This is a genomic window from Saccharothrix lopnurensis, from assembly GCF_042658445.1.
GTDB classification, from domain to species: domain Bacteria; phylum Actinomycetota; class Actinomycetes; order Mycobacteriales; family Pseudonocardiaceae; genus Actinosynnema; species Actinosynnema lopnurensis.
In genome coordinates this window covers 38,803-61,135 of record NZ_JBHSQO010000053.1, presented here as the reverse complement: position 1 = coordinate 61,135, position 22,333 = coordinate 38,803, and the positions used below count along the sequence as shown (strand labels likewise).

Genomic DNA, 22,333 nt, shown 5'->3' with positions numbered 1-22,333 from the left:
GCGAACGACAGATACCTGCCAGATGGTGGGGCGAGACTGATCGAGGGCACGCCACCACGCTGCCGGAACCACCGCCAGCCCACCGGTCCCGACACGCCGCACGCGACAGCCGCGTCCTCGGTGGACACCCCTTCGGCGATCGCATTCCAGAACGCACGCTCCACATCACGACGAATCGGAGGCCGTCCTGGGGATCTCATCGCCGGACGCCCCGTCACAGTCGTCATCCACCCTGCTGGCCGCCCCATCCGACACCTCCACGATCAAGGTGTTGCGACGACCGATTGAATCCAGGACCTATACGGCCTTCCGTTTCGCGGAACGGGTGAAAGACAACGGGATCCTGCCTTCGATGGGGCCGGTAGGCGACTCGCACGATAATGCCCTGATGGAGAACTTCTTCTCCACGTTGAAGATCGAGCTGGTCTACCGCCGCTCCTGGCGCACCCGCGACGAGGCCGAGAACGAGCTGTTCCGTTATATCGACGGGTTCTACAACACCGAGCGCATCCAGAAGGACCTCGGCTGGCTCAGCCCCGACGAGTACGAAGCCGCCTGGCACGCCGCCCAGGCCGAACCGACTACCATCCCGGCATCACCGACCCGATCCAGGTAACAATCGCCTCGGGTTATCGGGGGAACCTCAACGAGCGGTTCCTCCGCCACCTCGGGCACGTGCTGGCCTTCTACAGCGTGCCCAACGAGTTCGGGCTGGACCGCTGGCTGCTCGAGCACCAGGACCAGGAGTCCGGGCGCTCAGCCCTCCTGCGACCCGTCCAGGACGCCACCCGGGCGATGGCGATGTTCTACTTCGCCTCGACCGACTTCGACGTCGACCACCGTGACGTCGCGGCCCAGAAGGTCCTGCTGCGTGAGCGGATGGCGGGTCTGGGGTGGTTGACCCCGGACATCCTCGCGCAGCTGGACGACACCCCGGACTTCTACCTTGACCAGGTCGCCCAGGTGGTGATGGACCGCTGGTCGAGTGGACGGGTGGGGCTGCTCGGGGACGCGGCGTTCAGCTCGTCGCCGATGTCCGGGCAGGGCACCGGGCTGGCCCTGGTCGGGGCCTACCTGCTGGCCGGTGAACTGGCCGCCTCAGGCTGGGACCCCGACGCCGGGTTCGCCCGCTACGAGGCGCGGATGCGCTCGTTCGTCGAGGCCAACCAGGAGATCGGCCGGCTGAACGCCCGCAGCCGCGACGTCCCCGGGCCGGACGCCGGGCCGAGCCCCGATTTCGCCGGCGAGTGGTTCACCGAGCTGATCGGGCGCGCGATCAACGGGGTCGAGCTGCCCGACTACGCCGGGGTGCCGGACTCCGGAGCCCCGGCCGGGCCACCGATCACCTCCTCCCCAAGCCGTAGACCACCGCCTCGGGCCCGGCGAACCAGCGGGTCCACACCGGGCAGTCGACGGTGATCCGCCCGACCACCCCGTGTGGACACAGCCGACTCCCGGAACCCCGCGGGCGGATCAGGTGCGCCGACGCGGGCCGGGCGGCGCGGACGGCACCCCCGGCGAGCCCGTCGCCGGCGCGGCGACCAGCGCGGCGACCAACGCCGCGACCACGCCGTCCTCCTCGCGCCGGTGCAGCACCTCGGACCGGTAGACCAGGTCGAGGCCGACCAGGGGCACGCCCACCAGGTCCGGTGTGATCGCCTCGGCGGGCAGGAGGGCCAGTCCTTCACCGGCCACCAGCAGCCGGCGCAGGGTGTCGAGGTCCACGCCCGTGCAGCGGACGGCCACGCGCAGCGGCGGGAGGCCGGTGGTGGCGCACAGCTCGTCCAGGCTCCCCAGGGCCTCGGGGGCGTCGATCCAGCGCGCGTCGGCCAGGTCGGGCGGGGAGACGCCGGGCCGGCCCGCGATCGGGTGGTCCCGGGGCACCGCGACCAGGGCCGGGGACTCGGTCAGCGGCGTGGCCCGCAGGGAGCTGACGGCGGGCAGGCTCAGCGGGTCGGTGCGCACGGCCGGCGCCGCGACGACGCCCACGTCCACGTCGCCCACGGCGACCGCCTCGGCCACGGCGACGGGCGGCAGGACGCGCAGGGTCAGGTCGCGCACGCCCACCCGTCGCGCCTGGCGGGCCACGACGGGCGCGACGGCGGACGCGGCGGGGGCGATGCCGACCGCCAGCCGCGAGGTCGGCTGGGCGGCGACGCGGGCCACGTCGGCGCGCGCGGCGTCCAGGCGCATCAGGATCGGGGCGGCGTGCTCCAGCAGCCGCTCGCCCGCTTCGGTGAGGACGACCGGGCGGCGCCCCAGCAGGGTGGTGCCCAGGTCCGACTCCAGGGCGACGACGTGCTGCGAGACCGCGGACTGCGTGTAGCCCAGTTCGCGAGCGGCGGCGGAGAACGACCTCAGCCTGGCGATCGTGCAGAACGTCCGCAGCAGCCGGGTGTCCACGGTCGATAAGCGTAGCTGATGCGGACATGCCCGATGATCGATTGACCTGCACTCGGCTCCGCGCCGATGATGGCGGTGTGGACGACGGGCCGTGGATCGCGCGGGTGGCGCTGGTGGGCGAGCGTTCCGCCGGCGTGCGCGCGCACTCCCGCTACGCGACCCTGTTCGACGCGCTGTGGCGACGGGCGGGCATCGCCGTCGACGCCTACTGGACGCCCACCACCGACGTGTCCGGGCTCGCCGCCTTCGACGGGGTGTGGCTGGTGCCCGGCAGCCCCTACCTCAGCCAGGACGGCGCGCTGGCCGCCGTGCGCGCGGCACGCGAGGGCGACCTGCCGTTCCTGGCGACCTGCGGCGGGTTCTCGCACGCCGTGCTGGAGTTCGCGCGCTCGGTGTGCGGGCTGGCCGGCGTCGCGCACGCGGAGAACGCGCCGGACGCGCGCGAGCACCTGATCGTGCCCTCCGCCAAGCCGTTGGTGGGTCACGAGCGCCGCATCCGGTTGCGGCCGGGGTCGCTGGCCGAGCGGGTGCTCGGCGCGGGCTCCACCACCGAGCGCCACCACAGCGGCCACGAACTCGACCCGGCCTACGCGCCGCTGCTGGAGGCCGGCGGGCTGCGGCTCACCGGCCACGACGACGACGGCGTGGCCCGCGTCGCCGAGCTGCCGGGGCACCGCTTCTTCCTCGCCACGGCGTTCCAGCCCGAGCTGACCGCCGACCCGGTCGCACCGCACCCGATCGTGACCGCGTTCGCCGAAGCGGCCGTCGCCGCCGCGGCCGCCTGACCCCCTGCCCGCTCCCCCTTCCCCGAGGACGCCCATGTCGACCGAACCGCGTGCGCAGACCCCGACGTGGCTGCCGTACTTCCTGCTCTGCTCGCTGATCTGGGGTTCGGGCTTCGCCCTGATCAAGATCGGCGTCGAGGCGGACATCGCGCCCGCCTGGGTGGCGTTCTGGCGCTGCTTCTTCGGCGCGGCCGTGCTGTGGCTGCTGGTGCTCGGGCGCCGGCTCGCCGTGCCGCGCAGCGCGAGGGTCTGGGGGCACGCGCTGGTCGTGGGCACCGTGCTCAACGCGCTGCCGTTCGTCCTGTTCGCCCTGGGCGAGCAGGACATCAGTTCGCTCCAGGCCGGCGTGTGGAACGCGATGATCCCGCTGTTCACCCTGCTGTGGGTGCTGGTCGTGCTGCCCTCGGAGAAGCCGACCCCGCGCAGGCTGGCGGGCCTGGTCACCGGGTTCACCGGCGCGCTCGTGGTGCTCGGCGTGTGGGACGGCGTGGACTCCTCGATGCTGGCGGGCAGCATCGCCTGCCTGGTCGCGGTGGCCTCCTACGGCCTGGGCTACACCTACACCCGCAAGTACCTCTCCGACGTGGACTCGCCGGCGCTGACGCTGACCGCGATGCAGATCGGCCTGGCCACGGTGGAGCTGGCCCTGGTGGCACCGTTCAGCACCGGGTCGCCGAGCCTGCCGATCTGGCCGGGCGCCGGGCCGATGCTCGCCATGGTCGTGCTGGGCACGATCGGCACCGGCGTCGCCTACATGTGGAACCTGAACGTGATCCGCGCGGTCGGCTCGACCGTGGCGTCCACGGTGGCGTTCCTGACGCCGATGTGGGCGGCGCTGATCGGCGTGCTGTTCCTCGACGAGGTGCTGCACTGGAACACGGTCCTCGGCGCGCTGCTCATCATCAGCGGCGTGCTGCTGACCCGACCGCCCAAGCGGGAGCCGGCCGCCGCGGCGCCCCCGGTGGGCACCTCGGCGGCCGGCGGCGCGGTCAGGGGCGGAGCAGCGGAGTGATCCGGCGCAGGCCCTCGGCGACGGTGGCCGGGTCGCGGGCGAAGCCGAGGCGGAACCCGCGATCGCTGCCGAGGGTCTCCCCCGGCATCAGCAGCACCCCGGCGTCGAGGGCGCGCCGGCACAGCGCCAGCGACGGCTCGCCGGAGGTGGGCGACGCCCAGGCGAACGGCGTGCCCTCCGGCAGGACCACCCGGACCAGGTCGGTGTGCCGGCCCGCCCACTCGGCCACCACCTCCAGGCCCGGTCCGACGGCGGCGTCGTAGGCCGCGGCGAACTCCTCGTGCCGGTCCAGCACCCCGGCCGCCAACTCCTCGCACAGCACGGAGTTGGCGATGGAGGTGTAGTGCTTGTGCCGGGCGCACCCGGCCACCACGTCGGCCGGGCCGTGCAGCCAGCCGATCCGCAGGCCCGGCAGCCCGTACACCTTGGCCAGCCCGGACACCGACACCACGCGCGGGTGCCGCGTGGCCGCGGAACCCGCCAGGTCGATGCGGTACTCCTCGTCGAGCACCAGGTAGCCGTCGGTCTCCGCCAGCAGGTCGGCCAGGGCGGTGACCTGCTCGTCGGTCGCCCGCCTGCCACCCGGGTTGCCCGGCGAGTCCAGGTAGACCAGCCGCAGGTCCGGGCCCGCGGCGGCGCGCACCGCGTCGAGGTCGACGCCCATGTCCTCGGTGCGGGCCACGGTCTCCACCCGGCACCCCCGGTGCACGGGCACGTCCACCGACGGCAGCCACCCCGGCAGGAACGTCACCACGCGGTCACCCGGCCGCAGCAGGGTCGTGAACAGCAGGTACAGCGCCTCGGCGGCGCCGTGGGTGACCAGCACGCGGTCCGGGTCGGCGCTCCCGCCATAGCGCGCCGCGACAGCCTCGCGCAGCCTGCGCGTGCCGGTGTCGGAGCCGTAGCCCAGGGTCAGGCTCGCGGGCACGCCGAGGTCGGCGAGGTCGCGGGCCGGGACGTAGCTGTTGCCCAGGTCGATCTCGTAGCGGCCGGGGGTGTCCTCGAACGCCCACTGCCGCATCGGGTAGAGCGCCGCGGTCACCCTGCCTCCTCCAGCCTGCTCCTCAGCGCGGGCGACACGTCACCCGTGCACACCTGCTCGACCTCACCGCACAACCTCACCGCGCCGTCGTCGCCGATGGCGACCTCCACCACACCGCCGGCCATCTCCACGCGCACCCGGCGACCCGTCAGCCCGCGGGCGTGCGCGGCGGACGCGGCGGCGCACGCGCCCGCACCGGAGGCGGGGGTGTAGCCCGCGCCGCGCTCGTGGACCTCGATCCTGAGCGCGTCGGGCCCGAGCACCGTCGTGAACTCGACGTTGACCCGGTCGGGGAAGCGCTCGTGCCCGGCGACGGCCTCGCCGAAGGCGCGGGCGAGCGCGGCGTCCACCCCGTCGAGGAACAGCACCGCGTGCGGGTTGCCGTTGTCCACGACGCTGACGTCGAACCGCTCGCCCGCCGCGGTCAACTCCCCCGCGGGGTCGACGCGAGCGGGACCGAGTTCGACCTCGACGAGCCCCGCCGCCGCGTCGTGGACCTCCACGACGGACTCGCCGGCGGGCGTGAGCACGACGACGCGGTCCACGCCGGCGTGCCGCCGGGCCAGGTGCAGGCCGACCATCCGGACACCGTTGGCGCTGCGCGCGCACGCGCTGCCGTCGGCGTTCACCGCGTGCAGCGCCACGGGCCGGCCGACGTCGACCGGCCCGTGCGGCAGGCGCAGCACCCCGTCCGCCCCGACCCCGAACCGCCGGTCGCACAGCAGCCTCACGGCCGCGGGTGTGACCGGCAGGTCGGTCTCGGCGGGGTCGATCACCAGGTAGTCGTTGCCCAGCGCCTGGTACTTGGCGAAGTCGGCCACCGGGGAACTACATCGCGTCCGCGGTGAGGGCCGCCTTGTCGTGCTCCTCGCCGTACCACTTCTCCTTCCACCGCGAGAACGCCACGATGACGATGTCGCGGTGGCCGGGGCCGCCGTCGGCGGAGGTGACGTCGGTGACGTCGTGCTGCAACGCGCGGTCGTCGAGCAGGACGGCCTGACCGGCCTCCAGCGTGCCGTCCCAGAACGGGGCGTCCGCGCCCGGCCGCCACAGCCGGGTCTTGCCGCCGCCCACGTTGTTGCGCCGCAGGATCGCGATCATGACGAACTCGTGGCCGTCGTGGTGCACGCCCTCGGGGGTCAGCGGACCCACCCGGTCACCCTCGGCACGGGTGCGGTTCTGGTGGACGTTGATCTGCCAGTCCTCGCTCTCGTCGAGGCCGAGGCCCTCCATGCCCGCGCGGATCAGCGGGGTGAAGTCGGCCTCGATGGGCAGGTACTTGCGCTTGATGCCGCCCCCGACCGGGTTGAACTTGGTGAACGCCGTGTAGTCGCGGTGCTCCAGCAGCCCGAACTGCCAGCCCCGCGCCTCGTCGTGGTGCAGCCGGTACTGGCTGAACCGCTTGAAGCGGGTGCCGTTGCCCATGTACTCGTCGACGGGGCAGCGGTCGTAGCTGTCCAGGATCTCCTGGGGGATCTCCGGCAGGTCGACGATCGCGAACCGCTGGTCGTTCAGGGACATGTCAGGTCCTTCCGTGCTCGACGGCGGGGTGGTGGGTGCTCGCGGTGATCAGGTGCACGCGGTGGTTCAGGTGCCCGCGGTGATCAGGTCGGCGACCTCGGCCAGGCGCTCGTCGAGGTAGCGGGCCGAGGAGTTCAGCCGCCAGAGGGTGCCGCGGGCGATGCCGCGCCGCATGTAGGCCGAGCCCGCGGACGGGGACACGATGTTGTGGAACCAGCCCGCCGCGTGCTGCGAGTCGACGGTGATGTGCAGGCGGTGGTAGACGATGCCCACCTCCGGGAGCCCGAGCCTCTCCCACGCGCCGACGACCTGCACGAAGCGGTCCGGCACCAGCCACTCGGTCATGCCCAGGAACCCGACGGCCTCGGGGTAGAAGCGGCGGTAGCGGCACAGCAGCACGGCGAGGTTGCCCGACAGCAGGGCGGTCGCGGTGAGCGAGTCCTCCAGCTCCTGCGGGGTGATGTCGAAGACGTCGTAGAGCTGGTTGAACAGGGTCGTGTGGACCTCGTCGGGCCTGCCGTTGCCCATCTCGTCCCAGAAGTTGTTGGCGATCTCCATCTTCGCCGGCCCCGCGGTGCCCACCTGCATGAGCGCCAGCAGGTCGTCGAACCGCCCGTCGACCACGGACTCCTGGATGACGTACTTGCGCAGGTGCGCCGCGGTGGCGTGGTTGCGGATGAACTTCATGTAGTACGGGTGCTTGAACACCCGGTGCCCGCGCGCGCTCTGCTTGAGCCAGGACAGGTACTCCGCGGGCGTGGTCGGCGCCGCGTCGACCACCGCCCAGTCGACCGCGGCGTCCTCCGCGGCGATGGTCGCCCGCTCCAGGGCGGTGAGGACCCCGTTGACCACCACCGACCCCTCGGCGGTCGGCTCGTCGGGGATCTTCATGAACAGGTCGTAGATGCGCGCCAGCAGCAACTGCTGGAGGCGGAACGCCTCCTGGTCACCCGCCGCGGCGGCCGCGTTGAGCGCGGCCACGTCGAGCAGGACCCGATGCGCCTCCTCCCCGATGACCCGGGCATCCAGCTCCTCTGCGGGCAGCCGAAGCCACGACGTTATTTCCTCGACGAGCGCAACCCCATTACGCAGCACCGGCTCCACCTTGCCCAGATTGGTCTTCCCACGACATGTTCGATGCAATCGAAGAGAGTTCAACCGCGCGGCGGAGTGCTTTTTGACCAATAGGGCCCACGGTTGGCGACAATGATTACCCAGAGCCGGAGGCACCCAACATCCACCATTCGGCCGCATTGTCCGCACAGATGCGGTCCGGCCGCCGAAAACCCACCCCCGCAGGTCCCGTCCGCGCAGGTCAACCGGGCGAGCAGCACGGAAGGCGCACCCAGGAGCGCTGCCACGACCAGGACCGATGGCCGTCGGGCCCACTGCGGTGACAACTGAATCGGTGAGGGAACGAACGGCCTGGCCGGAAAGTCCAAGTTATCGGTCAACGGTGCCGCGGGCCGAAGTTCGGAGGTCCGCACACGACCCCGGACGCTTCGCCTCCGGCACTGGCGCCCCGAGGAAGAACTGCTACCCTCGACCGGCGCAGGCACCGACGACAGTGCGCCGCAGCGCTTTTCGGCCCGCCTTTCAACGGTCCCGTCCGGTGGTGCTCACCCCGGTTGATCGTGGAAGCAGAACGGAGCCGCCGGACGCGTTCAACGGCACTGAACCGCGTCCGGCGGCTCCCGACATTCTCATTTCACCCGCGGTGATCCAACTGCCGCGGGCAGGAGCCTCCACCAGGCTCCACCTCCCCCCGCGTCGCATCCCCACCGCGCCGACCAGGAACCATGGCGGCGCGGCGGCGAACGCGGCGGCCGGGGCTCAGGCCGTGACCACCCGCACCGCGGCGATCGCGTGCTCCAGCGTGGCGTGCAGCGACAGCGCCGCGTCCACCTGGCTCATCCGCAGGGGCCGCAGCACGCAGCGGTTGTCCGCGATGACGGCGAAGGGGACGTGCAACCTGCTCGCGTGGTGGTGGGCGTTGATCAGCACGGCGATGCCGGCCGAGCCCATGAAGTCCACCTCGCGCAGGTCCAGCAGGACCGCGGCCGGGCGGCGCTCGACCACGGCGTCGAGTTCGGCCGCGACCGCCCGGTGCGACACCGCGTCCAGGGCGCCCACCACCCGGATCAGCGGGATGCCACCATCGACCTCGGTGGTGTGCGTGCCGGGAGCGTGCTCGTTCATGGGGCTCTCCTCTTCGTCGGAGACCACGGAGCCGCATCGTTCGAGCACGCTGTTTGACCCGAAGCGGTTCCTGCGCGGCTTTCGGCGTTCGCCCAGTGGTCCGTCAACGGTACGTGCGGCCGGGAGGACTGCCCCCGGACGAATTTTCCCAACCTCTGTTCAGGCCACCGCGCGGGCCAGGTCGACCGCTTCCCGCAGCGTCCGGCGCACCCGCAGCACCTCGACCAGGTCGGTCACCTCGAGGGTCCGCAGCGCCGGCCGCCGGCTCACCGCGACGGCGAACCCGACGCCCAGCCGCGCCGCCCGCTGGTGGGCCCGCAGCAGCGCCGTGATGCCCAGCGAGCCGAAGAACTCGACGCCGTCCAGGTCGACCACCAGCGCGGTCGGCCGCCGGTCCAGCCGGGCGGACAGCTCCGTGTCGATGACCTCGACGCTGCCGTGGTCCACGTCCCCGGTCACGGTGGTGACCAGCACCCCGTCGTGCTCCGCGTGGGCTATGGCGAACGCCCCGATCTCCAAGGTCCGGTCCACGGTTGCGCACTCCTCGCCACGAGACGGAGGGATGTGGTCCACCCGGGCGCGCTGTTCGGCCCGGGACAATCGCTCCACCGAATGCCTGCATTCGTCAGGGACACCTCGACGTTACGGCGCGTCACGGTGAAACACCAACCCGAAGCGGGGAACACAGCGGGGATGTTCACCTGTCGGGATGACAGAGCGCGCCTGTCGAACGCGGGCGAACCACCCGGACGGGGAAGGGCTCTCCTGGACGAGACCGCGATCCTGTCGGCGCGGGGTTGGTCCCGCCACCCCGGTCCCCGGCACCGGCGGGCGCGGCTCCCGGGCTCGATCACGACCCGCGCGACCCGGTAGGGCACGATGGGCGGTCAAGCGGAACACGATCGCGGACAACCGGCGGAGGGTGGGCTCATGGTCGACAGCACAGCCGGGAAGACCGGGCGGGAGGGCGACGGCGTGGGGGTCGCGCTGGACGAGGCCGACCGGGGCGACGAACTGGCGGTGCGGCTGAACGAGGTCGCCCGCACGCTGCACCACCAGGGCGACGAGCAGGGGACGCTGGACGAGATCGTGCGCGCGGCGGTGGGCACCATCCCCGGCGCCCGGCACGCCGGGATCACCGCCATCGTGGGCAAGCGCGAGGTCCGGACGGTGGCGACGACCGACGACGTGCCGCTGGGCGTGGACCAGGCCCAGTACGACACCGGCCAGGGCCCGTGCCTGGACACGCTCTACCGGCACAAGATCGTCAACGTGCCCGACCTGGGCGCGGACAACCCCTGGCCCGTGTTCGCCGAGCGGACGCTGGCGCTGGGCGTGGCGTCCATGCTGTCGTTCCGGCTGTTCGTCCAGGACGACGACCTGGGCGCGCTCAACATGTACGCCCCCGAGCCGCACGCGTTCGACGAGGAGTCCGAGCACGTGGGGCTGTTGTTCGCCGGTCACGCCGCGGTGGCCCTGGCCTCCGCCCAGAAGCGGGACCACCTGGCCGAGGCGGTGCACACCCGCGACCTGATCGGGCAGGCCAAGGGCATCCTGATGGAGCGCCACAAGCTCACCGCCGACCAGGCGTTCACCCTGCTCGTGCGGGCCAGCCAGCGCGCCAACACCAAGTTGCGCGACCTGGCCGAGCAGCTCACCCGGACCGGCGAGATGCCGACCGGGCCCCGCCGCCGCACCTGAACCGGACCCGGGCGCGACCGGCCGTCCTCACGGGAGCAGCGCGCGGACCCGTCCAGCGGACGAGCAGCACGGCGGCGGCCTCCCGCAGGCCGCCGTCGCGCCGGGGGCGCGGGGTGCGCGGGAGCCGCCGGGCGGTTTCGGGCGGCGGGTGGCCCTCGGCCGCCTCGCGGCGCAGGAACCCGGCGAGCCGCGCGTGGGTTGAGGGGTCGTCGAGGACGTCGGTGATGCCGTCGGTGTTCAGGACCGGCCAGTCGTCGTGAGGCCGGCCCCGTCCGAGGCGGGGAAGGTCTCCCGGGCCGGCGAGATGAGCAGCTCCAGCGCGGTGGTCACCGTGTCGGTGGTCAGCAGCAGACCGGAGACGCGCGCGGGCGGGTGCCCGGGAAGTCCACTGTGGAGGCTGCGCGAACCGTTCGGCGGCGCGAAAACCGGGATGAACGCGACGAATTGTCGACTACAGTCCGGCGCATGTCCACTGAACCCGCACCCGAGCAGCGGGTGATCGGCCTGCTCGGCGGCATGAGCTGGCAGTCGACCGCCGAGTACTACCGGTTGGTCAACGAGCTGGTGGCCGAACGCCTGGGCGGCCTGCACTCGGCCCGCTGCGTGCTGTACTCGGTCGACTTCGCCCCGGTCGCCGCGGCGCAGGCCGCGCAGCGGTGGGACGAGGCCCTGCCGCCGCTGGTCGAGGCGTCGGACGCGCTGGTGCGGGCCGGCGCGGACGTGGTGGTGCTGTGCACGAACACGATGCACCTGCTCGCGCCCCGGCTGGCGGAGCGGCTGCCGGTGCCGCTGCTGCACATCGGCGAGGTGACGGCTCGGGCCGTGCTCGCCGCCGGGGTCCGCCGCGTCGGGCTGCTCGGCACCGCGTTCACCATGGAGAAGTCCTTCTACCGCGAGCTGCTCGCGGACCACGGCGTGGAGACGATCACGCCCGGGGCGCGCGACCGCGAGGCGGTGCACCGGATCATCTACGAGGAGCTGTGCCGGGGCGTGTTCACCGAGGACTCGCGGCGCGAGTACCTGGCGGTGGTCGACCGGCTGGTGGCGCGTGGCGCGCAGGGCGTGGTCTACGGGTGCACCGAGATCGAGCTGCTGCTCAACGGGTCGGCGGCGCCGGTGCCGGTGTTCCCGACCACCCGGTTGCACGCGGAGGCGGCGGTGCGGTTCGCCCTCGGGTCGCGGACCGCCTCGACGGCGTAGGGGTTCCTGGTCGGGTGGTGCCGTCAGGGCGGCCCGGGAGGAGTGGCCGCCCTGACGGCGGAGGTGTCCACGGCGCCGGGTGTTCGGTCTGCGCCGGTTCCGCGGACGGGCTGGTGGCCGGGGCCACGCGTGGTCTCGGCAGGTCGTGCAGTGGCGCGGCGGGGCGGGGCGCCGAGTCTGGGCGGGGCGCGCCAGGTCTCGGCAAGGCACGCCGGCTCTCAGCGCAGCGGGTCGAACGGCCGCAGCGCCTCGGGCTGCTTGCCGGTGGTGATCTGCTCCGCCAGCAACCGCCCGGTGACCGGCCCCTGGGCCAACCCCCACATGCCGTGCCCGCCCGCGACGTAGACGTGCCGGGCGCGCACCGCGCCGATCAGCGCCCGACCGTCCGGGGTGACCGGGCGCGGGCCGACCCACACGTCCCGGCGCTCGTCCCAGCGCACGCCGTCGAGCAGGTGGCGGGCGGAGGCGGTGATCGCGTCGACCCGGGCCGGGGAACCGGGGGCGTCCGGGTCGCGGAACTCCATCGTGCCCGCCACCCGCAGCCCGTCCTGGTACGGCGTGCACGCCACGCGCACGTCGGGCAGGTACACCGGGCCGGGGACCGGGCGGTCCACGGGCACGGTGAACGAGTACCCGCGTCCCGCGCGCACCGGCACCCGCACGCCCCACCGCCGCGCCAACCGCGACAGCCACGCCCCGGTCGCCACCACCGCGACGTCGGCGGCCACGGCCTTGCCCCGGCGGGGGTGGACCGTGACGCCCCTGCTGTGGGTGCGGATGCCGTCGACCTCGAAGACCTGGATCGTGGCGCCCCTGGCGACCACCGACCGGCCCAGCGCCCGCACGAACGCGCCGGGGTCGACGTGGCGCTGCCCGTCGACGCGGACCCCCGCCGCGAGGGCGGGCGAGGCCAGGGGCACGTGCTCGCGCAGCCCGTCGGCGTTGAGTTCGACGTGCTCGACCGGCTGGCCGGCGTCGGCCATCCGGCGCAGCTCCCGCAGCAGCCCCCGGGCCCGCCGGGGCGTGGCGAAGGCGGCGGTGATCGGCGCGGCGACCGCGGCCGCGTCCACGCCGTTGGCGGTGAGCACGTCGAACGCCTCGACGCTCTCCTCGTTGAGCGGCAGGTTGGCCCGCACCGCGCGGGTCCACGAGGACCACCGGCACTGGGCCGCGAACCTGGCCAGGAACGCCCACAGCTCCGGGTCGGCCGACAGCGGGACGTGCAGGGGCGCGGTCGGGCTCAGCAGCGACCGCAGGCCGTAGCGCAGCACGGAGGGCTCGTTGAGCGGGATCGCCAGGCCGGGCGCGATCCACCCGGCGTTGCCCCACGACGCCCCGGCCGCCACCCCGGTCCGGTCGACCACGGTCACCTCGACGCCGCGCTCCTGGAGGAACCAGGCGGTCGACAGCCCCACGATGCCCGCGCCCACCACGACCGCCGACCGCGGTCCGCCGTCGACGCGCTCGACGTCGGCCATGACCACCTCCACACCGGGACGAATACCGCTGACGGGGCCGGCATCGCCCGGGGCGCGCCCGGTCCCGTTGTCCGCCGCCGACAACCTCGGCGGGTGTTCTTGTCGGGAACCGACAGCGGGGTGGTCAGTCGTCCCCGGCCGCCGCCAGGTCGATGATCATGGCGAGCCGCTTGCGGGCGTCGTCCAGGTCGAGCGCGGTCACCTCGGTCATCCGGCGCAGCCGGTAGCGGATGGTGTTCGGGTGCACGCCGAGCCGGGAGCCCGCCCGCGCCAGGTCGCCCTGGGCCTCCAACCACGCCCGCAGCGTGGCCACGTAGTGGGTGGCGTGCTCGCCGTCGTGGCGGCGCAGCTCGGCCACCGGTCCCCGGGCCGGGGTCCGCCCACCCCGCGCGGCGGCGCGCAGGCGTTGCAGCAGGATGTCGTCCCACGACTCGTCGTAGGCCGGGGGCTCCGCGCCCGGTGCGCGCGCCTCGTGCAGCGCCAGGCACTCGTCGGCCTCCTGCCTGCTCGCGGGCAGGTCGGCGGCCGACGCCGGGCCGCCGACGCCGGCGGTCACCGCCACCCGGGCCGGCAGCGCGGCGCGCAGCCGGTCCACCCACTCCCGGGCCGCGGCCACCCCGTCGCCGAGCAGGACGGTGTAGAGGGTGTTGCCCGACAGGGCGCTGCGGCCGGGCCTCGACCAGCCGAAACCGGTGGTGGCCCGCTCGAAGGCCAGCAGCAGCGCGGCGTGCCGCTCGGCCGCGATGCGCGCGCGCACGGCCACCACCCGCAGCGCGCCGGGCGGCAGTCCGAGCCTGCTGAGCACGGTCGCGGCGTCGGCGGTGCCCTCCAGCAGGCGGATCACCAGGTCGGACTCGACCTGCCGCTCCAGGTCCGCGCTGGCCTGCCGGCGCAGCAGGTGCGGCGCCACCGTGCGCGCCCCGTCGGCCAGGGCCGCGCCGCGCGCGCCGGTCAGCGGGCTCCCGCAGGTGACCCACACCGAGCCCAGCAGCTCCCGGCCCGCGCGCACCGCCACCACCATGCGCCCGGTCAGCCCGTGCTCCGGGTCCCGCTCCACGAACAGCGGCCCGTCGTGGGCCGCCAGGTGCGCGAACACCCCGCGCTCCTCGAACACCGCGCGCAGCGGGTCCGGCGCCCGCCGCCCCAGGATCGTCGCCAGCCGCGCCGGGTCGGCGCCCTCCTGCGAGCTGGAGTAGGCCAGCACCCGCGACAGCCGGTCCTCGATGGTCACCGCGCCGCCGACCGCGCCGGCCAGGCTGTCGGCCAGCGCGAACAGGTCGGTCGGGCCCCGACCGGACTCGGTCTCCCGGCCCTCCAGGACCAGCCCGTAGACGACCCCGGCGAGCCGGCTCCACGACACCGCCGGCTCCACCACCAGCACCGCGACGCCCTCGGACTCCCCGAGCGCGACGCCCTCCGCCTCCGCTCCCCCGGCGTCGCCGTGCACCAGCACCGCGCACGCCCGCGCCGCCACCGCCCACCCCACGGCCTCGGCCACCGAGCCCGCGCCCACGGCCAGGAACACGTCGCCGTCGACCGCGCGGACCTCGGTGGACTCGCGCATCACCACGCTGCGCAGCTCGGCGTCGCGCGGCACCGGGCAGCACGCCAACCGCACCCCGTAGCCGCCCAGCACGTTCACCAGGCGGTCCAGCCTGATCATGAGCACCCCTGTCCGACACCGACGACCCACGGTAATCGCCGGTCACCGGACCGCCGAGGTCGCCGGATCGGGCGACCCCGCCGGAGGCGCGCGCCGGGGAGCCGCCCCCTCAGGACCGGGCGGACCCGCGGGGTGCCGCCGCGGTCACGCCGCCGACCAATCCCACGAGGACGAGGCGCAGGGCACCCGGGCCCAGACGGTCTTGCCCCCCGCGTGCCGGACCGTCCCCCACTCCTTGCTCAACCGGTCGACGATGACCAGCCCGCGGCCCCGCTGCGGCCCCAGCCGCGACCTGCCCAGGGTCGGCTCCCCGGACGAGCCGTCCTCCACCTCGATGTGGACCGCGCACGGGTCGACCGACCGGCGCAGCATCACCCGGCGGGGCACGCAGCCGTGGTCGTAGGCGTTGGCCACCAGCTCGGTCACCACCAGCACGCAGTCGCCCAGCTCGTCGTCGGTCAGATCGGCCAGCGCGTCCGCCGCCCACCGGCGCACGAGCACCAGCGGTGGGACGTCGGCGGCCAGGTCCAGTGCCAGCGGTCCGGGCGCCTCGGAGTCGTCCATGGTGCCGCACCCTCCCGTTCAAGACGCCTGCTTCGTGCGGTTGGTACCCCGGAGCGGCCCCGGTCATGCGCCCGACGCCCATCGGCGGTTCCGGGGGGCCGGGTGCGGCTCGCCCGGCGGACCGCCGTTCCGGGTACGCTCGTTCGCTCGACGCCGGCTCGTACGGCACCCGCCCTACGCTCGTGCCGGTCGTTCGGTGCGCGTGGTCGGGACTTGGACGGGGTTGACGGATGGGTGGTACGCGGAGTTCGGGGATGAGGCTGCGCGTGCTGGAGGCGATCACCGACAGCGCGCTCCGGGAGCTCGACCTGGACAAGCTGCTGGAGGTGATGCTGTGGCGGGTCCGCGACCTGTTCGCGGTCGACACCGCCACCGTCCTGCTGGTCGACGCCGCCGGCGGGCAGCTCGTCGCCAAGGCGGCCTCCGGCCTGGAGGAGGAGGTCTTCCAGGGAGTCCGGGTGCCGGTGGGGACCGGCTTCGCCGGGCGCGTGGCCCAGACCCGGGAACCGGTGCTGATCGAGCACGTCGACGAGTCCACCGTGGTCAACCCCCTGCTGTGGGAGCGGGGCCTGCGGGTCCTGCTGGGCGTGCCGATGCTGGCCCAGGGCGACCTGGCCGGGGTCCTGCACGTCGGCAGCACCGAGCCCCGCCGGTTCACCGACGCGGAGGTCGACCTGCTCCAGCTGGTCGCCGACCGCCTCGCGATGGCGGCGCACGTGCACCGGTCGCGTTCCGAGCGGGCCGCGGCCGCCATGCTCCAGGACAGCCTGCTGCCCGGCGTCCTGCCCACCGCCGACGGGTGGGAGATGGCCGCCCGCTACGTCCCCGGCACCGACAGCGGGGTCGGCGGCGACTGGTACGACGTGTTTCACCTGCCCGACGGGCGCATCGGCCTGGTGATGGGCGACGTGGTGGGCAAGGGGCTGCCCGCCGCGGTCGTCATGGGCCGCCTGCGCAGCGCGCTGCGCGCCTACGCCCTGGAGTTCGACGACCCCGCGGAGGTGCTGGGCAGGCTGGACCGGAAGGCCAGCCACTTCGAGACCAACACCATGGCCACGGTCGCCTACGCGGTCATCGACCCCGCGGCCCACGGCATGGACCTGGCCCTGGCGGGCCACCTGCCGCCCGTGCTCGCCCTGCCCGGCCGGGAGGCCGTCTTCGCCGACGCCCCGGTCGGCCCGCCGCTGGGCTACGACCTGGCCGTCACCGGCCGGGTGAGCGCCCACGTCGACCTGCCGCCGGGCGCGCTCGCCGTCCTCTACACCGACGGCCTGGTGGAGCGCCACGAGACGGACCTGGACAGCCGCCTGGAGCAGCTCCGGCTGTCCGTGTCGCCCGCGGCGCCGGAAACGGCCTGCGTCCGGATCATGGCCTCCCTGGTCGGCGACCAGCCCGCCACCGACGACGTCGCCCTGGTGGTGCTCCGGCACAGCCCCGGCCCCGGGGCGGACTGAGCCGCGCCGGGTCCCGACCGCCGACACCGGCCGCGGTGGTGCCGGCCCGGGGCCGCGGTGGTGGGATACTGCCGCGGTGGACGTGCTGAGCAGGAACCACGTGACCGTGTCGGGCCGCGAGGACGGGCGGGCCGTCGTGTTCTCGCACGGTTTCGGGTGCGACCAGAACATGTGGCGGTCGGTGGTCCCGGCGTTCGAGCGCGACCACCGGGTGGTCCTGTTCGACCACGTGGGCGCGGGGCGGTCCGACCTGTCCGCGTGGCTGCCGGAGCGCTACTCCACCCTCGACGGCTACGCCGGCGACGTGCTGGAGCTCCTCGACGAGCTCGACCTGCGGGACGTGGTGTTCGTCGGGCACTCGGTGAGCGCCATGATCGGCGTGCTGGCCGCGAACCGGGACCCGTCGCGGTTCGGCGCCCTGGTCCTGGTCGGGCCGTCGCCGCGCTACGTCGACGACGGCGCCTACCGGGGCGGGTTCACCGCCGAGGACATCGACGAGATGCTGGAGTCCCTGGACAGCAACTACCTGGGCTGGTCCGCCACCATGGCCCCGGCGATCGTGGGCAACCCGGAGCGCCCGGAGCTGGGCGAGGAGCTGACCGAGAGCTTCTGCCGCACCGACCCGGACATCGCCCGGCACTTCGCCCGGGTGACGTTCCTGTCGGACAACCGCGCCGACCTGCCCCTGGTCACCGTGCCGACGCTGGTCCTCCAGTGCCGCGAGGACGTCATCGCCGAGCAGCGGGTGGGCGAGTTCGTGCACCGGAGCATCCCGGGCAGCGAGCTGGTGGTGCTCGACGCCACCGGTCACTGCCCGCACCTGAGCGCGCCGGAGGCGACCGCCGAGGTGATCCTGGACTTCACCGCGCGGCGGGGCGCGCGGCCGTGATGTGCGCGGCCGGGAACCGGCTGGACCCCGAGGAGCCCGGTGACGGCGAGCGGTCGGGGACCGACCCGCGGGCGGTGTTCTCCTCGCTGCTGGAGGACAGCCCCGAGGAGCTGTACGACCGGGCGCCCTGCGGCTACCTGTCCACCCTGATGGACGGCGAGATCGCCAAGGTCAACGACACGCTGCTGGACTGGCTCGGGTACCGGCGGGAGGAGCTGGTCGGGACCAGGCGCCTGGGCGACCTGCTGACCACGGCGGGCAGGCTCTACCACGAGACCCACTACGCGCCGATGTTGCGCCTGCGCGGCGAGGCCCGCGAACTGGCCCTGGACCTGGTCACCGCGGCCGGTCGCCGGCTGCCCGTGCTGCTCACCGCCGTGGTGAAGAGCACCGAGGACGGCCAGCCGCTGCTGGTGCGCGTCACGGTGTTCGACGCCCGCGAGCGCCGCTCCTACGAGCGCGAGCTGCTGGCGGCCAAGCGGAAGGCCGAGCAGGAGCGCGAACGGCTCCAGCGCCTGACCGGCACCCTCCAGCGCACCCTGCTGCCCGACGCGCTGCCCGACATCGACGGCCTGGAGGTCGCGGCCCACTACCGGGCCGCGTCCAGCGACCAGGTCGGCGGCGACTTCTACGACGTGTTCCCGCTGGGCGGCGACCGCTGGGGGTTCTTCCTGGGCGACGTGTGCGGCAAGGGCCCCGAGGCCGCCGTGCTGACCTCGATGACCCGGTACGCCCTGCGCGCCGCGGCCGTCCGCGACGCCGACCCGGCGGCGGTGCTGACCACCCTCAACGAGGTGCTGCGGCAGCAGCGGTCGCCGGGGGCGCCGCGGTTCTGCACGGTCGTGTTCGGCGTGCTCAGGCCCGACGGCGACGGGTTCGCCGTCGACCTCGCGGGCGGTGGGCACCCGCCGGCCCTGGTCATCCGCGCCGGCGGGGAGGTGGACGTGCTGCACACGCCGGGCGGGCAGCTGGTCGGCGCCCTGCCCGAGCCCCGGTTCACCGGGGCCTCCACCCGCCTGGCCCCCGGTGACGTCTTCGTGCTCTACACCGACGGCCTGACCGAGGCGCGGCGCGGCGACGGGACCATGCTGGAGGAGGAGGGGCTGGCCGAGGCCGCCGCGGCGTTCGCGGGCCGGGGCGCCCACGGCGTGGTGGCGTCGCTGGTGGACCTGCTGACCGAGTGGTCGGGCACGCCGTCCGACGACACCGCGGTGCTCGCGATCGGCCACCCCGGGGAGGCGGCGTGCTCTCGCTGACCACGACCACCAGCGGGACCACCTGCACCCTCGCCCTCGTCGGCGAGCTCGACCACCAGACCGCGCCCCGGCTGCACGAGGCGCTCGCGGGGCTGCGCCTCGCGCGCGGCGGCCGGCTCGTCCTGGACCTGGGTGGGCTGACCTTCTGCGACTCCAGCGGGCTCGGCGGTTTCCTCGTCGCGCACGAGGTCGCCTCCGGCGCGGGCGCGGCGATCACCCTGGCCGACCCGCCCAGGGGCGTGACGAGGATGCTGCGCTTCACCGGGCTCGACCCGGTCTTCGGCACCGGGGACACCGCCGCGACGGGCTGACCGACCCGTCGACCCGCCCGCGGCCACCCGATCGCTACCCGGTCACGCAGGTGATCCGGTAGCCGCCGTCCTCGTGGTGCACGCCGTGGGTCTCGGCGGCGAACCCCGGGAAGCGCCGGTCGAAGCCCTCCAGCGCGCGCGGGTAGCGCGGCAGCGGGCCGTCGGCCGGGCCGACGCGCTCGCCGGGCACCAGCACCGGGATGCCGGGCGGGGTGGTGGTGACCTGGGTGGCGACGACCCGGTCGGCGAGGTCGGCCGGCCCGACCAGCTCGGTGCGGCCCCGGATGAAGTGCTGGTGCGCCTCGGCGGGGGTCATCGCCGCGACGGGCGGTGTCGGGTTGGTGAACGCCTCGTTGAGCAGCGCGATGACCCCGCTGCCCGCCAGGCTGTCGTGCATCTCCCGGCACAGCTCGGGCAGCGTGAGGTCCGCGTACCTCGCGGGGTGGGCGCGGACCAGGTCCGGCAGCACCTCGCCCAGCGGCGCCCCGCGGTCGTGGAGGTTCTTGAAGTCGGTCAGGGCGTCGAGCAGCGTCCCCCACTTCCCCTTGGTGATGCCCATGGAGAACAGCACCAGGAAGGTGTAGACGTCGGTCTTCTCCACCACGATCCGCCGCGTCTCCAGGTAGGCGGTGACCACCCGGGCGGGGATGCCGAAGTCCGACACCGCGCCGAGGGCGTCGACGCCGGGGCAGGTGATCGTCACCTTGACCGGGTCCAGCAGGCAGAAACCCGGTTCGAGGCCGTCGAAGCCGTGCCACGGCGCGCCCGGTTCGAGGGTCCAGCAGTCGGGTCGGGTGCGCAGCAGGTCCAGCGGCGCCCGTTCGAAGGCGACCCGCTCCCCGGTGTCCGGGTCGGTGACCTCGGTGGGCTGCCACACGCCGAAGAACCACGGCGGCCGGTCGCCCGCCGCGGCCAGGCGCGCCCCGAGGCGGACCGCGGCCTGCCGGAACCTGATCGCCTCGGTGATGGCCTCGGTGGTCAGCCAGCGCCCCGCCGGACCGTCCATCATGCCCGCGGCCACGTCGCAGGAGGCGATCATCGGGTACAGCGGCGAGGTGGTGCCGTGCATCATGTAGGTCTGGTCGAACCGGGCGCGGTCGAACAGGACCCCGCCGCCGGACTTGACGTGGATCATCGCGGACTGGGACAGCGCGGCCAGCAGCTTGTGGGAGGGGTGGGTGGCGAACACGGTCGGGCCCCGCGCCCCTTCGACGGCCATCCCGTAGCGCCGGGCGTAGAGCGGGTTGAAGCGGCCGTAGGCGAACCACGCCTCGTCGAAGTGCAGGACCGCCGTCGAAACGCCGAGCAGTTCCGCCACCCGCACGGCGTCGTAGCACAGCCCGTCGTAGGTCGAGTTGGTGATGACCGCGTACACCGGGCCCGGGGAGGCCGCGCCCTCGGTGATCGGGGTCCGCGCGACCCGGTCGCGCACCGCGTCGGCGGTCAGCCTCGCGGGAGGGACCGGGCCGGTGGTCCCGTAGCCGTTGCGGGTCGGCACCAGGTAGACCGGGCGGGCCCTGGTCAGCACGACGCCGTGGTTGACGGCCTTGTGGCAGTTGCGGTCGAGCAGCACGACCTCGTCGTCGGCGACGGCGCTGTGGACGATCATGCGGTTGGACGTCGAGGTGCCGTGCGGCACGAAGCAGGTCTCGTCGGCGCCGAAGACGCGCGCGGCGTTGCGCTCGGCCTCCCCCACCGGACCGGTGTGCTCGAACAGCGAGCCCAGCTCGCCCACCGACACCGACACGTCGGTGCGGAACAGGCGCTCGCCGTAGTAGTCGTGGAACGCGCGCCCCACCGGCGACTTCAGGAAGGCGACCCCGCCGGCGTGGGCCGGGGTGTGCCAGGAGTAGGCGTGGGTGTCGTCGAACCGGCGCAGCTCGCGGAAGAACGGCGGCAGGACGTGCTCCAGGTACTGCCGGGCCGCGAAGTCGATGCGGCCCGCGATGAAGTCCGGGGTGTCCTCCAGCAGCCAGATCCAGCCGTTGACCACCTCCGACACCCACAGCGGCGCTTCGTCGTCGTACTCGCCGGTGGTGAGCAGGAAGACGGGCAGCCGCGCGGAGAACCGGTCCAGCAGCAGCCGCAGGACGCCGCCGTCGCCCGAGCGCACCACGGCGGCGACCAGTTCCCAGCTCACCACGGCGGCGGCGATGTCGGCGTCGGACCCGACCACCGAGGCGGCGTCGCCCGCCGAGTGGACCAGCACCACGTCGTGGCCGCAGCCGCACAGGTGGGCGCGGACCTGCTCCACCTTCGCCGCGGGCACCGAGCGGTCCGCGGTCGCCCGCTCCGCGACGATCAGGACGGTCGACTGCGACATGGTCCGGCTCCCTCTTCCTCGGTCCGAATGGACCCGTCGGTGCGAAAATAGGGAACTCCGCGCGCGGCGGTCCGAAAATCACCGGTTCGTGGCGACGCACTCCCCCTGGAAGTGGAAGTCCGGCCCGCGCCGCACCGCCGCACCGCCGCCCGTCGTTCACGAGTGTGACCGGGGGCCGCGGATTCCGTTCACGAATGTGACCGCCGGCATTGACCCGCACCGGGCCTTTCCCGGTGGATGATCAATCCGGACGGCCACCACCTCGGTGTTCGACGGATTTCGACGACCCGCCGCCCGGAGCACCTCGGAACCATGGTTGACCAGCGGCTTCCCCGCCACCTAGCATTCGTTCGGAAAGCGGTTTCCGTACGACGAGGTAAGGAAGCACCCCAGGAGGCGCCGCGTGGCCACCCACCCCGTTCCCGCCGGTACCTGATTTCCGGGAGCGAGCCGACAAAGGCGTCCGCCCCGTTGCCGCGCGAAACGGATTTCGGCGAGCACCTCGCCGAAAGAGGAATTCACCACCGGCCCC

The 22,333-nt window shown here is 73.8% G+C and carries 21 protein-coding genes and 1 pseudogene; 10 read left to right on the top strand and 12 right to left on the bottom strand.

Annotation, left to right across the window (positions count from 1 at the left end; translation table 11 throughout):
• Positions 1-227: pseudogene (locus ACFP3R_RS37925) on the bottom strand (IS30 family transposase); the annotation flags it as partial.
• A 41-nt stretch (positions 228-268) separates the two neighbouring features.
• Here ACFP3R_RS37925 and ACFP3R_RS32535 point away from each other — a divergent pair.
• Both ACFP3R_RS32535 and ACFP3R_RS32530 read left to right on the top strand, forming a co-directional pair.
• On the top strand, positions 269-616 hold the full coding sequence (locus ACFP3R_RS32535) for a transposase (protein WP_380641801.1): 348 nt from the start codon (positions 269-271) through the stop codon (positions 614-616).
• Between the two features lie 59 nt (positions 617-675).
• Positions 676-1,419: an FAD-dependent monooxygenase gene (locus ACFP3R_RS32530; RefSeq protein WP_380641798.1), complete on the top strand. Its 744-nt coding sequence runs from the start codon at positions 676-678 to the stop codon at positions 1,417-1,419.
• A gap of 54 nt (positions 1,420-1,473) precedes the next feature.
• Here ACFP3R_RS32530 and ACFP3R_RS32525 read toward each other — a convergent pair whose 3' ends face one another.
• Positions 1,474-2,403 (bottom strand): LysR family transcriptional regulator, encoded by a 930-nt coding sequence (locus ACFP3R_RS32525; RefSeq protein ID WP_380641795.1) that lies wholly within the window; start codon positions 2,401-2,403, stop codon positions 1,474-1,476.
• A 77-nt stretch (positions 2,404-2,480) separates the two neighbouring features.
• On the opposite strand from ACFP3R_RS32525, the gene ACFP3R_RS32520 reads away from it, so the two are divergent.
• A complete protein-coding gene (locus tag ACFP3R_RS32520; RefSeq protein WP_380641793.1) occupies positions 2,481-3,188 on the top strand; it encodes a glutamine amidotransferase-related protein in 708 nt (235 codons plus the stop codon).
• A gap of 34 nt (positions 3,189-3,222) precedes the next feature.
• Complete coding sequence (locus ACFP3R_RS32515; protein ID WP_380641790.1) at positions 3,223-4,200, top strand: DMT family transporter; 978 nt, start codon at positions 3,223-3,225, stop codon at positions 4,198-4,200.
• On the opposite strand, the gene ACFP3R_RS32510 is transcribed toward ACFP3R_RS32515, so the two are convergent.
• The 6 genes from ACFP3R_RS32510 to ACFP3R_RS32485 all read right to left on the bottom strand — a co-directional run bounded on the left by ACFP3R_RS32510 (position 4,178) and on the right by ACFP3R_RS32485 (position 9,493).
• Positions 4,178-5,242 (bottom strand): pyridoxal phosphate-dependent aminotransferase, encoded by a 1,065-nt coding sequence (locus tag ACFP3R_RS32510; RefSeq protein ID WP_380641787.1) that lies wholly within the window; start codon positions 5,240-5,242, stop codon positions 4,178-4,180. The two genes, ACFP3R_RS32515 and ACFP3R_RS32510, sit on opposite strands and share 23 nt — an antisense overlap.
• Positions 5,239-6,063: a diaminopimelate epimerase gene (gene dapF / locus ACFP3R_RS32505; protein WP_380641784.1), complete on the bottom strand. Its 825-nt coding sequence runs from the start codon at positions 6,061-6,063 to the stop codon at positions 5,239-5,241. Before dapF ends, ACFP3R_RS32510 begins: the two co-directional genes overlap by 4 nt.
• 7 nt (positions 6,064-6,070) lie before the next feature.
• Positions 6,071-6,763: a 2OG-Fe dioxygenase family protein gene (locus ACFP3R_RS32500; protein WP_380641781.1), complete on the bottom strand. Its 693-nt coding sequence runs from the start codon at positions 6,761-6,763 to the stop codon at positions 6,071-6,073.
• Between the two features lie 66 nt (positions 6,764-6,829).
• Positions 6,830-7,867, bottom strand: coding sequence for an iron-containing redox enzyme family protein (locus ACFP3R_RS32495; protein ID WP_380641778.1), 1,038 nt, complete (start codon positions 7,865-7,867; stop codon positions 6,830-6,832).
• A gap of 729 nt (positions 7,868-8,596) precedes the next feature.
• Positions 8,597-8,962 carry an STAS domain-containing protein gene (locus tag ACFP3R_RS32490; protein ID WP_380641776.1) on the bottom strand — a complete coding sequence of 122 codons (366 nt, stop codon included), beginning with the start codon at positions 8,960-8,962 and terminating at the stop codon, positions 8,597-8,599.
• A 159-nt stretch (positions 8,963-9,121) separates the two neighbouring features.
• Positions 9,122-9,493 (bottom strand): STAS domain-containing protein, encoded by a 372-nt coding sequence (locus ACFP3R_RS32485; protein ID WP_380641773.1) that lies wholly within the window; start codon positions 9,491-9,493, stop codon positions 9,122-9,124.
• A gap of 399 nt (positions 9,494-9,892) precedes the next feature.
• Here ACFP3R_RS32485 and ACFP3R_RS32480 point away from each other — a divergent pair, with 399 nt between their 5' ends.
• Together ACFP3R_RS32480 and ACFP3R_RS32475 are read left to right on the top strand one after the other, a co-directional pair.
• Positions 9,893-10,663: a GAF and ANTAR domain-containing protein gene (locus tag ACFP3R_RS32480; RefSeq protein ID WP_380641772.1), complete on the top strand. Its 771-nt coding sequence runs from the start codon at positions 9,893-9,895 to the stop codon at positions 10,661-10,663.
• A gap of 465 nt (positions 10,664-11,128) precedes the next feature.
• Positions 11,129-11,863: an aspartate/glutamate racemase family protein gene (locus tag ACFP3R_RS32475; RefSeq protein WP_380641769.1), complete on the top strand. Its 735-nt coding sequence runs from the start codon at positions 11,129-11,131 to the stop codon at positions 11,861-11,863.
• A gap of 218 nt (positions 11,864-12,081) precedes the next feature.
• On the opposite strand, the gene ACFP3R_RS32470 is transcribed toward ACFP3R_RS32475, so the two are convergent.
• From ACFP3R_RS32470 to ACFP3R_RS32460, 3 genes are all read right to left on the bottom strand, one after another.
• Entirely contained in the window at positions 12,082-13,341 is a 1,260-nt protein-coding gene (locus tag ACFP3R_RS32470; RefSeq protein WP_380641767.1) for an NAD(P)/FAD-dependent oxidoreductase, read from the bottom strand.
• Positions 13,342-13,465: 124 nt separating this feature from the next.
• A complete protein-coding gene (locus ACFP3R_RS32465) occupies positions 13,466-15,004 on the bottom strand; it encodes a PucR family transcriptional regulator (RefSeq protein WP_380641765.1) in 1,539 nt (512 codons plus the stop codon).
• Between the two features lie 144 nt (positions 15,005-15,148).
• Entirely contained in the window at positions 15,149-15,568 is a 420-nt protein-coding gene (locus ACFP3R_RS32460; protein WP_380641762.1) for an ATP-binding protein, read from the bottom strand.
• Positions 15,569-15,822: 254 nt separating this feature from the next.
• Between ACFP3R_RS32460 and ACFP3R_RS32455 the strand changes: the two genes are divergently transcribed.
• The 4 genes from ACFP3R_RS32455 to ACFP3R_RS32440 all read left to right on the top strand — a co-directional run bounded on the left by ACFP3R_RS32455 (position 15,823) and on the right by ACFP3R_RS32440 (position 19,478).
• Positions 15,823-17,022 carry a PP2C family protein-serine/threonine phosphatase gene (locus tag ACFP3R_RS32455; protein WP_380641759.1) on the top strand — a complete coding sequence of 400 codons (1,200 nt, stop codon included), beginning with the start codon at positions 15,823-15,825 and terminating at the stop codon, positions 17,020-17,022.
• 76 nt (positions 17,023-17,098) lie between these two features.
• Complete coding sequence (locus ACFP3R_RS32450) at positions 17,099-17,911, top strand: alpha/beta fold hydrolase (protein ID WP_380641756.1); 813 nt, start codon at positions 17,099-17,101, stop codon at positions 17,909-17,911.
• Positions 17,911-19,167, top strand: coding sequence for a PP2C family protein-serine/threonine phosphatase (locus ACFP3R_RS32445; protein WP_380641804.1), 1,257 nt, complete (start codon positions 17,911-17,913; stop codon positions 19,165-19,167). Before ACFP3R_RS32450 ends, ACFP3R_RS32445 begins: the two co-directional genes overlap by 1 nt.
• Positions 19,155-19,478, top strand: coding sequence for an STAS domain-containing protein (locus tag ACFP3R_RS32440; protein ID WP_380641753.1), 324 nt, complete (start codon positions 19,155-19,157; stop codon positions 19,476-19,478). Before ACFP3R_RS32445 ends, ACFP3R_RS32440 begins: the two co-directional genes overlap by 13 nt.
• A gap of 34 nt (positions 19,479-19,512) precedes the next feature.
• Here the strand turns inward: ACFP3R_RS32440 and ACFP3R_RS32435 are convergent, their stop codons facing one another.
• On the bottom strand, positions 19,513-21,801 hold the full coding sequence (locus ACFP3R_RS32435) for an Orn/Lys/Arg family decarboxylase (protein ID WP_380641750.1): 2,289 nt from the start codon (positions 21,799-21,801) through the stop codon (positions 19,513-19,515).
• Positions 21,802-22,333 lie beyond the last annotated feature (532 nt).

What these genes read in the sequence shown, in the direction of transcription:
- ACFP3R_RS32470 (WP_380641767.1), bottom strand. Translation starts at nt 13,341, where the DNA reads ATGGCCGACGTCGAGCGCGTCGACGGCGGACCGCGGTCGGCGGTCGTG.
- ACFP3R_RS32435 (WP_380641750.1), bottom strand. Translation starts at nt 21,801, where the DNA reads ATGTCGCAGTCGACCGTCCTGATCGTCGCGGAGCGGGCGACCGCGGAC.
- ACFP3R_RS32490 (WP_380641776.1), bottom strand. Translation starts at nt 8,962, where the DNA reads ATGAACGAGCACGCTCCCGGCACGCACACCACCGAGGTCGATGGTGGC.
- ACFP3R_RS32480 (WP_380641772.1), top strand. Translation starts at nt 9,893, where the DNA reads ATGGTCGACAGCACAGCCGGGAAGACCGGGCGGGAGGGCGACGGCGTG.
- ACFP3R_RS32475 (WP_380641769.1), top strand. Translation starts at nt 11,129, where the DNA reads ATGTCCACTGAACCCGCACCCGAGCAGCGGGTGATCGGCCTGCTCGGC.
- ACFP3R_RS32445 (WP_380641804.1), top strand. Translation starts at nt 17,911, where the DNA reads ATGTGCGCGGCCGGGAACCGGCTGGACCCCGAGGAGCCCGGTGACGGC.
- ACFP3R_RS32460 (WP_380641762.1), bottom strand. Translation starts at nt 15,568, where the DNA reads ATGGACGACTCCGAGGCGCCCGGACCGCTGGCACTGGACCTGGCCGCC.
- ACFP3R_RS32515 (WP_380641790.1), top strand. Translation starts at nt 3,223, where the DNA reads ATGTCGACCGAACCGCGTGCGCAGACCCCGACGTGGCTGCCGTACTTC.
- ACFP3R_RS32455 (WP_380641759.1), top strand. Translation starts at nt 15,823, where the DNA reads ATGAGGCTGCGCGTGCTGGAGGCGATCACCGACAGCGCGCTCCGGGAG.
- ACFP3R_RS32465 (WP_380641765.1), bottom strand. Translation starts at nt 15,004, where the DNA reads ATGATCAGGCTGGACCGCCTGGTGAACGTGCTGGGCGGCTACGGGGTG.
- ACFP3R_RS32500 (WP_380641781.1), bottom strand. Translation starts at nt 6,763, where the DNA reads ATGTCCCTGAACGACCAGCGGTTCGCGATCGTCGACCTGCCGGAGATC.